General features: G+C 55.1%; 10 protein-coding genes. 2 read left to right on the top strand and 8 right to left on the bottom strand.

Annotated elements, in window-relative coordinates; all coding sequences use genetic code 11:
- Positions 1-222: 222 nt before the first annotated feature.
- From Pla100_RS21695 to Pla100_RS21685, 3 genes are read right to left on the bottom strand one after another with little or no spacing between them, the layout of a single operon-like run.
- A complete protein-coding gene (locus Pla100_RS21695; protein WP_146580118.1) occupies positions 223-1050 on the bottom strand; it encodes a hypothetical protein in 828 nt (275 codons plus the stop codon).
- Positions 1047-2192 (bottom strand): NAD(P)/FAD-dependent oxidoreductase, encoded by a 1146-nt coding sequence (locus Pla100_RS21690; RefSeq protein ID WP_231603327.1) that lies wholly within the window; start codon positions 2190-2192, stop codon positions 1047-1049. Before Pla100_RS21690 ends, Pla100_RS21695 begins: the two co-directional genes overlap by 4 nt.
- Before the next feature lie 53 nt (positions 2193-2245).
- Entirely contained in the window at positions 2246-3064 is an 819-nt protein-coding gene (locus Pla100_RS21685; protein WP_146580114.1) for a TIGR04282 family arsenosugar biosynthesis glycosyltransferase, read from the bottom strand.
- Positions 3065-3197: 133 nt separating this feature from the next.
- Here Pla100_RS21685 and Pla100_RS21680 point away from each other — a divergent pair, with 133 nt between their 5' ends.
- On the top strand, positions 3198-4715 hold the full coding sequence (locus tag Pla100_RS21680; RefSeq protein WP_146580112.1) for a serine/threonine protein kinase: 1518 nt from the start codon (positions 3198-3200) through the stop codon (positions 4713-4715).
- A 326-nt stretch (positions 4716-5041) separates the two neighbouring features.
- Here the strand turns inward: Pla100_RS21680 and Pla100_RS21675 are convergent, their stop codons facing one another.
- Positions 5042-7300: a DEAD/DEAH box helicase gene (locus Pla100_RS21675; RefSeq protein WP_146580110.1), complete on the bottom strand. Its 2259-nt coding sequence runs from the start codon at positions 7298-7300 to the stop codon at positions 5042-5044.
- 19 nt (positions 7301-7319) lie between these two features.
- Between Pla100_RS21675 and Pla100_RS31020 the strand changes: the two genes are divergently transcribed.
- Positions 7320-7493: a hypothetical protein gene (locus tag Pla100_RS31020; RefSeq protein ID WP_197168141.1), complete on the top strand. Its 174-nt coding sequence runs from the start codon at positions 7320-7322 to the stop codon at positions 7491-7493.
- A 169-nt stretch (positions 7494-7662) separates the two neighbouring features.
- On the opposite strand, the gene Pla100_RS21670 is transcribed toward Pla100_RS31020, so the two are convergent.
- From Pla100_RS21670 to Pla100_RS21660, 4 genes are all read right to left on the bottom strand, one after another.
- Positions 7663-9660: an MASE1 domain-containing protein gene (locus Pla100_RS21670; RefSeq protein ID WP_231603326.1), complete on the bottom strand. Its 1998-nt coding sequence runs from the start codon at positions 9658-9660 to the stop codon at positions 7663-7665.
- A gap of 63 nt (positions 9661-9723) precedes the next feature.
- The gene (locus Pla100_RS21665; protein WP_231603324.1) at positions 9724-11271 is read right to left on the bottom strand and encodes an NAD(P)/FAD-dependent oxidoreductase; all 1548 of its coding nucleotides are present in this window, start codon (positions 11269-11271) and stop codon (positions 9724-9726) included.
- Complete coding sequence (locus Pla100_RS31015) at positions 11259-12218, bottom strand: hypothetical protein (RefSeq protein WP_197168138.1); 960 nt, start codon at positions 12216-12218, stop codon at positions 11259-11261. Before Pla100_RS31015 ends, Pla100_RS21665 begins: the two co-directional genes overlap by 13 nt.
- On the bottom strand, positions 12215-13543 hold the full coding sequence (locus tag Pla100_RS21660; protein ID WP_146580104.1) for an asparagine synthase-related protein: 1329 nt from the start codon (positions 13541-13543) through the stop codon (positions 12215-12217). The genes Pla100_RS31015 and Pla100_RS21660 overlap by 4 nt, the downstream gene beginning before the upstream one ends.
- Between the last annotated feature and the right edge of the window lie 13 nt (positions 13544-13556).

Here is a 13556-nt window from a genome sequence, read left to right as displayed (position 1 = left end):
GGAGGCTTTGCGACGAACACCCGGCGGGGGAGATTGAAGATTGAAGATTGAAGAGTGAAGAGTGAAGAGTGAAGAGTGGAGAGATCGGTCGGATTGGACTGATCGGTCAGTTCATATCCAACTAACAACTAACAACTAACAACTAACAACTAACAACTAACAACTAACAACCAACAACCGCTTCTTGCCGGGTCTCCGCTGTCGCTGCGACCCGGCCTACTTTTAGGTTCGTCGGGGGCGGTAGAGGTCCAGGTTGGGGCGACCGGCTAGGCTCGCGTAGACGGCGGCGATTTGTTGCCAACCGGATCGTAGCCATTGCTCCGCATCGGCCATATCCGTTGCTGCGTCGGGGTCAATCTCGAAGTAGTAGTCGGTGGGCAAGTCGAACGTTCGTTGCCAACCGCTCGTCGGAATGTCGGCGACGATCACGCATTCACAACGCAGTGGATGGTTGTCCGTGTCGTCGGCGTGTTGAGTCAGCGGTGATCCGGCAAGCGTCAACAGGAAATCCGGCGGGACTTCTTCGAACTCATCTGCGGAATCATCGGTAGGGTCATCTCCCGATTTGTCGTCCTCTTCGACGGCCACCAAGTCGATCGATTTCACGAACGTGTCGGTGAACACTCGACCTCGCAGCAAGTCGGTTCGAATGACTTCATACAGGCCCACTTCGATCCATTGCCGTATCGTGCTCGGTCGCGGACGCAATCGGTCTTGCTGTTGGGCGTCGATGGCCGAAAACGCAAGTGGCGACAAACAGCGATCGGGCATCATCGGCATCGGGTCGTTCCAGCGAACCTCAAGGTCGTCGGATTTCAACCAGTGGTTCGCGAACCAGTCGTCTCGAAACGTCGGGCCGATGCGTTGAAATACGGCGTTGGCGAACGGTCGCGATTGCCAGACATCCGCTCCCGCGATCAGCGTCACGTCGTAACCAAGATATCGTCCATAAAGTGCCGCTTCGATCCCGATCGGCGTCGTACCTAAGACCGCGATCGTTCCAGGTGGATCGAGTGTGAGTGGATCCAAATCAGAGGTATCTTCGTTCATTGTGCGTGGGCTTGTTGTCGTCCGACTGAAAAGGGTGTCATGTCCATAAACGTGGGTTGGTTTTCGATGCCATCGGCGATCGCCACTGCGGTCGCTGGTGCGAAATGAATGCCGCTACGATAATGTCCGGCCGCGACGAAAACAGAGTGTCGGTTAGGAACGCGACCGATCATCGGAAATCCATCGAAGGTCATCGGTCGCAAACCCGCCCAACGCTGAATCTCCGGTGCGTCCGTTAGCTCGGGATTCAGCCGACCGGCGAATTGGCGGAGAGTGTCAATCTCGTCGTCGGTAGTCGATCGATCGAAGCCAACCTCTTCTTCGCATGAACCGACGAGCACGTGCCCGTCGCCACGAGCGATCAGGTAGCGGTTACCTAAGTTGACCACGATGGGATTGTTCATGGACTCACACCGCAACAACAAAATTTGTCCGCGAATCGGGATCAAGGCGTTTTCTAGGTTCAGATCGACGTCGACCAACCCCGCCCAGGTTCCGCCACACACGATGATCGGTTCGTCTTCGCTTTCCCTTGTCACGTCCGACAAGTGGGAAACGGAATCACCGTGGCGGAACTGAACGCCATTTTTTTGACAAGCAGCCACGAGCGCCTGCAGTAGTCGCGGCGGGCGAACTTGGTATTCGTCGGGTACCCACCAAGCAGCCGCGTCAGGGTGTTCTTGGATCCAAGGATTTTGATCGGCCCACGATCCTAACCAGGGTTGTTTCGTTCGCAAATTATCCGGCGACACGGCTTCGCAAACGATCCCCATCTCATCCCAATACGACACCATCCCGATCATCGCGGCGGCTTCACCGGCGGTTTCGGCTAGGTAGTATCCGCCGCAGCGAACGAACCCAGGATCGATCTCCGATTGTTGATGAAGTTGCTCGGCCCACTGCGGCCAAAGTTGATGACTAAAGCCTCGAAATCGCTCCATCGGATCGGTCGCGAGTTCGAAGTTTGCCGGCGGCAGAATTCCACCCGCAGTCCAGGACGTCGGTTGTTCGACCGGGGCAATGGATTGATCGGCGTTGCGTTCGATCAACGTCACCGCATGGCCGCGGCGTGACAGTTCCCACGCCACGGATAGACCAATCACACCACCGCCGACAATGTTCACCTTTTTCTTGATATTCACGCGAGAGTCGTTGTTCGAACGGGGATCGGCTGAGCGGCGGTTCACCGAGGAGATCATGTCGATGGAAAGTTTAAAATGCGGATTAAGTCTTCACGAAATTGATCCACCGAATCGGATCGGCGGGACGGAAACGAAGTGAGCAATTCGGCGAGATCTTCGGCGGAGTCCACATCTCGCTTTGGAGTGAGCATGGCCAGCGACCAACCCAAGCTTTCGATCGCATCGATCGTTTGGTTCAAGACCGTCTCGGTGCTCCAAGCGACGTCGTCGAAAACAGTCGCCAACTCTTCTGGACGGCGGTCACCGGCAATTCCAATGAGATAGTAACCGCCATCGAACGCCGGGCCCAAAACGATATCGTGATCGCCCAGCAAATCCCAGGTGCCTTCCAGGTCTCCATGGCTCAGAAGTGGGCAGTCGCTGCCGATCAGCACCGCAGCGGCTTCGCGTCGCTGCCCGGTTCCCCGCTTATCCATTTTCGTCGTAAACCATCGCTTCATCCGATCGCCTAAGTTTCCGGTACCCTGATCGACGACTCTCCATTTGGGCCCGGCGATTGCGCCCATCCCGACGAGCGCCTCCTTGGGGGACCCTACTAACTCACGCGTGTCCCCCGAATCTTGCAATTCGTTGAGTAATTGGACGACAAATCGCTCATGCAGGCGCGCCGATACGGTCAACAATTGAGTTCGAACGTCAAGACCTCGACGGGCTCCGAGCAAACCCAAAAAGTGTACGTCCGTGCACTCTTGGAGGGCTTCGGGGCAAACAAGCAGGGACTGAGCCAGCCTCGTCTTGACTCGTCCTGGTTCCCAATACTTCGCCATGATTCCGATCGTCGTTTCAAAACGTTCTGCGTTGGCTGGAAACATGGATCAAAAACCGTTAGAAAACTGCATCGTTTCGGATAATGTTCGGCTAAACTAAACCGAATCGAATTAAGACGCGAGCGTATTACCTGTTGCCGCGTTTGCCTTTTCTGGTGGGATGACGACCGGCTTGTCTATGTCTTCGATTACTTCCGAACGCTTCGTGACGATGGTTGCCAAGAGCAACCTCATCGACGAGAAAACGCAGGAGCGTTTTGTTGGGAAGGTGCGGGAAAAGTGTGGAGGCGAGTTGCCGACGAATGTTAAGAAATTAGCCACCGCCTACAAGAAAGCGGGGCTGTTAACCGATTGGCACGTCGAAAAGATTTTCGCCGGAAAGTACCGCGGCTTCTTTTTGGGTAAGTATAAACTGCTCGGTCATATCGGGACCGGTGGGATGAGCAGCGTGTATTTGGCCGAGCACACTGGATTGCACGATAAACGGGCGATTAAAGTACTGCCTAAAAAGCGAGTCCACGACGCGTCGTATCTCGCTCGATTTAAATTGGAAGCCCAAGCAATCGCGTCGTTGAACCATCCCAACATCGTGTGTGCCTACGATATCGATAACGAAGGCGACACGCATTTCATTGTGATGGAGTACGTCGACGGTCTCGACTTGCAGATGCTCGTGCGACGCGACGGCCCTTTGGATTTCTCGACGGCGGCCGACTTGATCGCTCAAGCCGCTCGAGGTCTGCAACATGCTCACGAGCGTGGCGTCATTCACCGGGACATCAAACCCGCCAACTTATTGATCGATCAAGGCGGTCGACTGCGGTTGCTCGACATGGGACTGGCGTTGATGGCGTCGGAGTCGGATCATTCAGTGACCGTCGCGAACAATGAAAATGTGCTCGGGACGGCCGATTACTTGGCACCCGAGCAAGCGGTCAACAGTCACCAGGTGGATCATCGCGTCGACATCTATGGTCTCGGTTGCACGTTGTATTTTTTGCTGACCGGTCGTCCGCCGTTTTCCGATGGCACGCTCGCTCAACGGATCATCAAGCATCAAAACGAGATGCCCCGCAGCATCCGAGAACTTCGCCCGGATTGCCCCGGCGAATTGGAGGGCATGTGCGTCAAAATGTTGCAAAAGGATCCCAAGTATCGCTATCAAACGGCAGGCGAAGTCGCCAATGCGTTTGAACGATTTGCCAAGGCGATCCCCAGGGGCGAACGGGTGCGGATCGGTTTAGGCGAGGCCCCCGAGGCGATCGGCGACCTTTCGTCGCTGAGCTTCAGCGGCAGCAGTAGCTCGAACGGGTTCGACCAAGAGAACCAAAACGACACGATCACCAATCGCAACGACGACACGCTCGCGAGCAGTCGATCCAAACTCATCCGCGAGCAGAATCAACGCGCAAGTGAGAGCGGCCGATTGGTCAAGGTTGAGTCGATGGGGGCTCCCTTGAGTTCGGCCAGCGGAAGCTTGCTCGATTTGGAACTGGAATCCGGTTTCCGCGAACCGAAGCGTGGCTCGAACCACAAAGATCAAGAGATTCTTCACAGCGACACACGATTGAGCCGCGCGAGTCCCCGAAGTAAACAGCAACAGGGCATCGACCCGTTGTTATTGGGCACGATCCTTGCCGCGTTGTTTATCGCGGCTCTCGCTCTGGGTTATTTTTTGGCCCGGGTGACTTCCTGATCCTAGTGCTTCGTCAAACCCTAAAATTAGGGTTAGTGAAGTGAGCCGACGGCGCCAGCCGCGGGCATTGCTCAACGCCCGACGCTACCGGCGTGTTGATTTAATCGTAACCCGAAGCGTGAGCGAGGGATGAGTCAATATCAATTATCCCTCGCTTACGCAGCGGGTTACGAAAAAAGCGCAACTTCAAAAAACGTCAGCGAGGGATTCAACGCCATTAAATCCTCTGTATGTATCCCTCGCTCACGCTTCGGGTTACGATGCAAACTAAATCAACAGCCCGCTAACGCGTTCGGCTCATCCTAAAATTAGATTTTGACGAAGGCCTAGAAATTCTTTCGTTTCTTCTTGCCGTTGAAGGGACGCTTCCCTTGCTGCCCTTTTCCGGGTCGCGGTTTGAAGCTCGATCCACCTCCGGAATGAGGGCGACCGCCGCGTCGTTCGGTCTGTTCTTCGTCGCCACGAGAAACTTCCAAATTCAACCGCTTTCCGGAAACCCAAGTCTTGCGAAGTTTTTGATAGATGTCTTCGGGCATGCCTTCGGGTAGATCGATCGTGCTGAACTCGTTCCGAATGCTAATCGGACCGATGTATTGTCCTTCGATGCCGGCTTCATTGGCCACCGCACCCACGATGTTGCCTGGCTTAACACCATCGTTCCAACCCACATCGATTCGATACCGAACCATACCGGCCTCGGGTGGTCCGAGTTGACGTGGCGGTCGCCCCGCATCGCCGCCGCGATCTTTTTCCTTTCGGTCACCATAGCGATCGCCTCGCTCACTGCGGTCGTACGAATCCTCTCGCCGATCGAAATCTTGAGGGCGTTTGCCTGCGGGGCGGTCCTTCATCAAAAACGGACGTCCTTGCTGTGCGATCTCGGCAAGGGCAGCGGCGATCATCTCGAGCGGCTTGCCAGTTTCGGCGGCGTATTCGGTGATCATCTCCTTGAATAACGTTAAGTCCTTCTCAGCGGAAACGTCCGTGATCTTTTGCGTGAAACGTTTAACACGCATCGCGTTGATCTGTTTGGCCGTCGGCACGTCGATGATTTCAATCGGCTGCTTGGTTGTGCGTTCGATCAGACGCAGTTTGCTTCGCTGCGCGTTGGTTAAGAAAATGATCGCTTCCCCATTGCGTCCGGCGCGTCCGGTCCGGCCGACTCGGTGAATGTACGATTCACTGTCATGAGGTAAGTCATAGTTGAAGACGTGACTAATGCGTGGCACATCCAATCCGCGTGCGGCGACGTCGGTGGCGACCAAGATATCGAGCTTGCCACTTTTAAGTTGGCTGATCGTTCGTTCGCGGACCTTCTGAGGCATGTCGCCGTTGAGTGCCACTGCGGACAGGCCTTCCCGGACGAGGCTTTCGGCGACGCTGATGGTGGCGTCTTTGGTCTTGGTAAAGACGATCACGCCGTCGGTTTCCTCAACTTCTAACAAACGAACCAGGGCGTCGATCTTCTCTTTGGGAGGGACGAACAAGGCTCGCTGGCGGATCGAATCGGCGGTCGCGGTTTTCTTCTTGATCGTGATCCGAGCGGGGTCGCGGAGGTATTCATCGGCGATGTCGCGAATCGGCCCCGGAAGTGTCGCCGAAAACAAAGCGACCTGTCGATCATCAGGAGTCTTCTCCAAGACAAACTGCACGTCTTCAAGAAATCCCATGTTGAGCATTTCATCGGCTTCGTCCAAAACCAAGCATTTCAGACGGCTCAGATCCAACGTGCCGCGGTTGACGTGATCGATCACGCGACCGGGGGTTCCGACGACGATTTGCACACCACGGCGAAGTTGTCGCAATTGCGGTTCGTAGTCTTGGCCGCCGTAGATGGCGACGACTTCGAAACGCTCTAGATTGGCACCATAGGTCGAGAACGATCGGGCCACCTGGATGGCGAGTTCGCGCGTCGGGGCCAGCACTAATACTTGCGGTTCGCGGACGTGCATATCGATCGTACTGAGGATCGGAAGCGCGAACGCTGCGGTTTTACCGGTGCCGGTTTGCGATTGAGCCAACACGTCGCGACCGGCCAGCATGTGAGGAATGATTTCGGCTTGAATTGCGGTCGGCGTGGCGTAGCCAGAGTTCAAGACGGCCTGCAAGACCTCAGGTCGAAGTCCGATGGCGGAAAAACCTGGGTCGTCATTCATTTCGGTTTCTGACTCGACCGCAACGCCGATAGGATCGTTCGCCATCGGCTCAGGCCGATTCGACGGCTTTTGTGGCTCGGCTTGGGCGGTCGCTTCGGCTAGCAACCGAGCGGCCAGTTCTGCGGCGGCCTGTTCCTCGGCGAGGCGCTTTTTCTTCTTCTTTTTCTTTTCAGGTTTCATAAGCAGAGAGGACACCTCCTCCGAAACCGGAGATTCGATCGGAGCCGACTCGTCGGTGATCGCTAACAACGCGTTGACTTCTTCTGCCGGTGAGGGAATACATTCGAGGGTGTTATCTTGAAAATAGCTGGCCAACAGGGCGTCCGGGCTCGGCCCTTGTTCGGCGGCAACGGACATGGCTTCTTCGAAGAACGACGAGGCATCCGTCGCATTTTCGTTTTGTTCGGTGGGTTCAAAGGAGGTCGACATAGGGGCCTTTCAAGGCGCAATGATCCCCAAGGCGATTCACGAGATCGACCGCAAGGGAGTGGTGGAAACAGATGGCGTGGCGAGGGAGCCGATTGTTGAAACAATCAACCAGCAAAACACAGATCGCGACGCTGCTTTCGTTCCCAAGGCGGTCAATGTATCCGCCGGTGATGGCCAAGTTCACTTGATGTGAACGACCCGAAAAGACTTGTCGCGTAGGAAGCCCGTGAAGAACCGCCTAGTTTGAAAGCGGTCCGAGTCGAAGTCCTGTGACCTTCGACGGCTCGAACGACTTGCGATATTAACTCAAGGAGCTCGATTCGGACAGGTCTTAAATGGCCACGCTGATGAAATTCGGACGTTTAGCTCGGGGACGGGAATACGAGGCGGAATGTGGCCCCATTCCCGAGTGCCGACTCGACTTCAATTTGTCCGCCGTGGCGTTGCATGATGCGGTCGCTAATGGCCAAGCCCAGACCGGTGCCGGGATAGTCGGCACGGCGATGCAATCGTTGAAAGATCTGGAAAATCCGTTTCTGGTCTTTTGGATCGATTCCTAATCCATTGTCCGAGATCGTTACGACAATGCATCGCCCTCTTGTTGAGGAGCTAACCTCGATTTGTGGTTGGATCCCGTCGGCAACGAACTTCAACGAGTTGATAAAAAGGTTTTGAAACAGTTGCCGAAGTTGCGATTCGGATCCCGAAACGACCGGAAGAGCGGTCGTTTTCACGGACGCAGACTTCAATTTGATTGTGCCATCTAGGTCTTTGAGAACTTCCGCAACGATCAGATTCAAATCAACCAAGTTCAACTCGAAGTTTCCGCGACTAATCCTGGAATACTCGAGAAGGTCGTTGACCATTTGAGTCATGCGGTCGGCACCTTCGATCGCCTTGTCGACGAAATCCAAGGCTTCAGTGGGCAACTGGTCTGCGAAGTCTTCCTTCAAGAAACGACAATATCCGTTGACCGCGCGGAGTGGTTCTTTCAGATCATGCGATGCGATGACGGCAAACTGCTCGAGATCTTGGTTGCTTTTCTCGAGTTCCTCTTCAATTAACTTGCGTTCGGTGATGTCGGTCAATACAACCAAAACGCCCGGTTCCTTTCGGCCTGCTGAAGGTAACGGCATCTTGTCGGTTTGGACCCATCTCCGTTCCCCACTGGGCAGGACGACCGATTCTTCATAACCGATCTTGGCCACTCCGGTGCGAATCACTTCTTGGTCATCGTAAAGGTATTGGCCATGGGGGCCTGGGTGAATTTCCTCGGTCGACTTGCCTTGAATCTCCTCGATGAGCATTCCCATCCAAGCAGCGGCGGACCGGTTCAGCCTCAAGATGCGGTTGTTGCGGTCCTTGTAAAATACCATCGAAGGGATGGTGTCGAGCATCAATTGGGTTTCGCGTTGCAGATTCGCCAGTCTTCGGCCCGTCTGTTGGCTGCGCCGCGTCAATCGACGACTGCGCTGCAAAGCGGCCGATAACACCAACGCACACACGCCCACCGTGGTCAAGAATACTTGGCTGACGATTGTTCTCGTGGAGTTGGAAATGTCCTCACCCATCGCTCCGTAACCTTGAGACGTGCAAGTGAGCATCACGATGGCGACAACGAAGCTTCCCATCGCCGCGCCAACGATTTCAAACCGAACAACCATCCATAGCATCACCGGCGCGACCAAGAAGGAAACGGGGACCGATATGAATCGAAAAATGACAATGGAAATTCCGGCGAGCAATCCCAACAACAAGAACAAATAAGCGAAATTGCAACGAGATCCTACCAAATCTTTGCATCGGAATTGATTTCGACCGTTGGCCCAACCGATAAGCACCAACGTTAAAGGTGATACCACCATGATCCCCACGACGTTCCCGAAGTACCAGGATGGGAAACTCTCATACCAAGGGTTTCCATAAGCAAAAAGCAAAGTGAGTGAACCGATTGCGCCGGACAAAATCGGTGAAATCAAACATCCACCAATCGTGAACACAGCTATTTCGCTGGGTTGGTCTAGCCGAAACCGTCCGGGCAATCTCCATTGCAAGATTGTCGCACCCAGCAACGTGCGACTGACGTTGGCGAGCATGAAACCGAACGTCACGACAGGCTCTTTGTCTTGAATATAACCGTTGTAAATCACGCCGGAGAGAATGCTTGCGATACCCCAAAGCCACCAACTTTTCTTGGATGTGTAAGCAAAAACAGCCAAGGCGAAACCCGCCGGTAACCACACGGCGGCGAAATTGCCCGGGAACGACAAAGACCGACTAAGTAGCGCAAGTACCAAGTAGCAAGCGATGTAAGCGACAAACTTGAACAGCAGCATCCAGCGTGTTTCGGACTTCTTCATCAACTCAATCCATTTCATCTTCATTCTTACTCGAACGAGACCAGCTTTTAGCAAGGCCTCCTATTAAGCAAACGTGTAGCCGTACAGATTATCGTCGCGACAAGCAAGTTCGACGTGGCAGATCGTCTGCAGACAATCATGGACGATCGCCGGATGAAGCGGTTTCTGGTACGAGAAAGACCGCATCAACGAGGTTTCAATCTGCGACACGACATCAACGACCTCAAGACGGTCGGCAAACCAAGTCGCGCGATCGGGCCGAAAGCCCCCCTCGGCACGGTCTTCCTCGTCGCTGATCGCGATCGCAAAATACAGCATGCAGGCCGAATAAAACAGTTGGCTGTTTTCCATCACCCGATAAGCCAAACTGACAACCCGATCGAGCAACGCGACTTCGGCACCGACTTGTTTTTGATAACGCTCGACTTCATCTGCAGCGCCACGAGAAATTAAATCGGCGATCCGCTGCGCTCCCGAAATCGCATGCGCCAGACCGGTGCTATGGAGTGGATCGATCGTCGCGACGGTAGTCGGCAAGGGCAACAGATCGAGTGACCAGCGATCGTTTACACCGGGCCTTTCCCATAATCGCTGGACACGATCCGATGAATACCAGCATCCGGGGTCAGACGCCAACGATCCATTGGCAAGGTAGTCCGCTAAACTGCGATGTTGGCTTACGTCCAATCCGTCAGCAAGACCACCGCCGAAGTCAGCCCCCCCCAAAGGCCGGAATCGCGTCGAAGGGAATGGCCGAACGCCTTTCCAAACTCGACCAAAACTAGTGCGTCCGTCCGACATCGGCAATTGCCAAACCCAACCATCGTTTACCAAGTGATGCACCGCAGCGGCATCAGGCGGATAAGGCGGCGGTTCACCAAGCGTCAAAGTGAAGGCGGGAACGTTCACGGCGTGAGTCCACCGAGCCGACGTTTGAGTGCGTAACCGATCCGTGACATCCCGGTAACCCATCCGCTGCAACAATGCGGCACTTCGACCGGACGCATCGACAAGAATGTCTGCAGTGAACGATGCCGGGCGACCGGCCGGAAGATTCATCCGATCGGTTAAGCCGAGTCGCCATGGAGATTGATTGGAGACCGATTCGACTTCATATCCGAGCAGCACTGTCACGCCGCGACGACGGCAGCCATCCACTAAATAGGAATCGACATCCGATCGCACCCAATGTGTATCGCCCACCTCGTCGGACATGCTCGCCGCGACTAGCAATCGCCGCGGCGCAGGGATGCTTGTGGCAAGGTCATTGAAACCATCGAGTTGATGATCCAAGTTCCGATGATCCAAGTAAGTGAAGCCGCGTTTGAGTCCCCCTCCCACACCCGGGATCGAACTGCGCCATGCCCCCCAAGTCGCCAGCGGCAGCAGTTCGGGCAAGTCGTAGTCATGGGCGATCTGCTCGATCGCACGACTCGCGATCGGCGTTGACGATTCACCAATGGCGAAGCGTGGAAATAGGTCACGGTCGACAATCGCTACCTTCCGACCACGCTGAGCCAACATCAAGGCGGTTAACGTACCTCCCGGGCCCGCACCGACAACGATGACGTCGAAACGCTCCGGCGATATTGCTAAGGTCATCGATCGCATGCCTCGGTACCGCACGATTGGCACGACGAGATCGCACACGGACGTTGTGCCGCGTTCATCGCTTGGATATTCGCGATGGTGTGCCGTTGACATGCACTGCAATGATCGACGTGGTCGATGTCCCAGGTGTCCGCAATCACGACAGCATCGGATTTCATTTCGCTTGTCCAGCGAAGTGATTCGAAGAGTGCTCGCTCGAGCTGCCGCAAGTTCGGCGGTTGATGGTCGCCCGATCGGACCAGGCTTTGCATCGCTTTGGTGGTGTGCCGGGTGGGAATGATTGCGACGAACAAGGCCCCCGCGCCGACGGCATGCTGTACCGTAGCGATCGAATCGTCGACGGAACATTTAACGTCACTGTAGGGCAGTTGCAACATCGTAAAACATCGCAAATCCATGCCGTGATCGAGAACAAACTTGGCCGCTCGATCAAAGTCGCTTAGCGTCATTTTCTTTTGCTGACGCGATAACACATCGACATTGGCCGTTTCTAATCCGATCGCGACTTCTAAACGTGGACGCAGTTGTTCCTGAAATTTAAGTAGTCGCGAGCCGCACATCGTAGCGTGGTTCTCGACAATCACTCGATCGAAGGGCTTACATCGATCCGCGATCGCCGTCCAATCCGTTTCGGGAACACTAAGAGGATCGGTGAAGTTGCCGCCATTGTAAAGCTTGATCGCCCATCGAGGTTCGCGCGGGACGGTGCCTCGATAAGGATCTCTAGAAAACGTTTGTTCGATCGCGTCGGAAATCTGGGAAGGAATCGATCCTACCGGAGTGGCGGAAGCATGATTGTGCAACCACAAGTCGCAAAACACGCACTCGAAGGGACAACGACGGGCACGTAATAGTAAGGTCAAGGTGTGGCGAGTCTTGTGATGGCCGATCGGCTCCTGCTCCACACTGATTCCATAAGCGGAAGCCGCACCCGTCGTCGAATTCATGTGCAAAGTTCTCGGAACGTCTTGCGATACTCGGCCGGGTTGGAGGGAAAGATCGTATCGAATTGCTCACGCGCAACGGCACCATGTTGGAACCGTCGTTTTTCAAAGACCGGCATTTCAATGCCAGTGACCGATCGCACCCCGGCGGCGACGACTTGGCCTTTGAGTTGATACAACGACTCATGGCTCCAATCGGTTAGTTCGATAAACGGGATCGCTTCGGCGACTTCGATGACCGATGGCACTGCGAAAGGACTGAATCCGGAAAAGCCGAACGCCCGACCGACCGCCGACGTCCGCGAGTGCCCGCGACTTTGACCGCCACTGTAGGTTTGCGAGTGCTTAATCGAATCGACACCCCAACCCTCCTGATACAGCATCAAATTGTTGAGGACGCTGCGGATCGTTAGTTCCGGGTTTTCCTCGATCGGGTAATCCTTCAAGTTCTCGTCTCCACCGTCGCCGTCGACGAGCCACTTCCAATCCGGATATCGATCGCGAATCGCCTCACATAATGCTGCGGCGAAGGTAGCCGATTGGATATCGAGCGGCTTGTAGTCTTCGACCAAAGTGATCGCACGTTTCCAATCAATCTTCGATAACGGAACTTCAACAACTTCGAGTAGTTCAGGGAAGCCACAACGTTTGGTGAACTCGGCCGCCTGCGCAAAATCCTCGGCGCGGTCGTCGACCGCCAACGTGAACGCTTTGAGCCGTGTCGGTGGCTCGCCCCGGGCGAGCAGACAGTGGTACAACGATGTCAAAACCGCGCCGCTGTCGATTCCCCCGGAGAACAAAACGCCGATCGGTGCCTTGGGATCGATCCGGTCGAGCCATGCGTCACAAACTCGACACAGACGCGAGATGTATTCGTGTCCGATCGCATCGATGTCGGCCGGCAATCGATTTCGTTGCGGCGTGAAGAAGCGTCGATGAACCGGATTGGGATCCGGACAACCGAGCAACTTCAGTTCGAGGAGATAATGAGCAGGCACCATCCGTGTGTAGCTCGGGTCGAATTGGTCTCGCAAGCCTTCCTTCTCGAGCCATCCGGCGATTTCGTCGATCCGCTCGGCAACGACTAAACACGGACCGGCCTTCAGCTTGGCCATGAAGTACCGCATCGGACGACCGATCGTGCGAACCATCCGTACGGTCCGGCCTTCTTTCTCGCAAATCGCGAACTGGCCTTCGATTTTGGCGATCGCGGTTTCATCACCGTTGCGAACGGCGGTTTCCGCGTCGGATTGGGAAATGTTCAACAGAACATTTCCGTCGGGGTCCATTAGATTGACGAGACGATCGATGGTTTGCTGAGACTGCATGGGATCCGAAATA

It is taken from the genome of Neorhodopirellula pilleata (genome assembly GCF_007859915.1).
In the GTDB taxonomy this organism is placed as follows: Bacteria; Planctomycetota; Planctomycetia; order Pirellulales; family Pirellulaceae; genus Rhodopirellula; species Rhodopirellula pilleata.
Note: the sequence above shows the minus strand (reverse complement) of the source record. Positions and strands in the feature narration are given on the sequence as shown.

Excerpts from the sequence above, each read along its gene's own strand:
- Pla100_RS21695 (WP_146580118.1), bottom strand. The coding sequence starts at position 1,050 with ATGAACGAAGATACCTCTGATTTGGATCCACTCACACTCGATCCACCT.
- Pla100_RS21685 (WP_146580114.1), bottom strand. The coding sequence starts at position 3,064 with ATGTTTCCAGCCAACGCAGAACGTTTTGAAACGACGATCGGAATCATG.
- Pla100_RS21680 (WP_146580112.1), top strand. The coding sequence starts at position 3,198 with ATGTCTTCGATTACTTCCGAACGCTTCGTGACGATGGTTGCCAAGAGC.
- Pla100_RS21675 (WP_146580110.1), bottom strand. The coding sequence starts at position 7,300 with ATGTCGACCTCCTTTGAACCCACCGAACAAAACGAAAATGCGACGGAT.
- Pla100_RS31020 (WP_197168141.1), top strand. The coding sequence starts at position 7,320 with ATGATCCCCAAGGCGATTCACGAGATCGACCGCAAGGGAGTGGTGGAA.
- Pla100_RS21670 (WP_231603326.1), bottom strand. The coding sequence starts at position 9,660 with ATGAAGAAGTCCGAAACACGCTGGATGCTGCTGTTCAAGTTTGTCGCT.
- Pla100_RS21665 (WP_231603324.1), bottom strand. The coding sequence starts at position 11,271 with ATGCGATCGATGACCTTAGCAATATCGCCGGAGCGTTTCGACGTCATC.
- Pla100_RS31015 (WP_197168138.1), bottom strand. The coding sequence starts at position 12,218 with ATGAATTCGACGACGGGTGCGGCTTCCGCTTATGGAATCAGTGTGGAG.
- Pla100_RS21660 (WP_146580104.1), bottom strand. The coding sequence starts at position 13,543 with ATGCAGTCTCAGCAAACCATCGATCGTCTCGTCAATCTAATGGACCCC.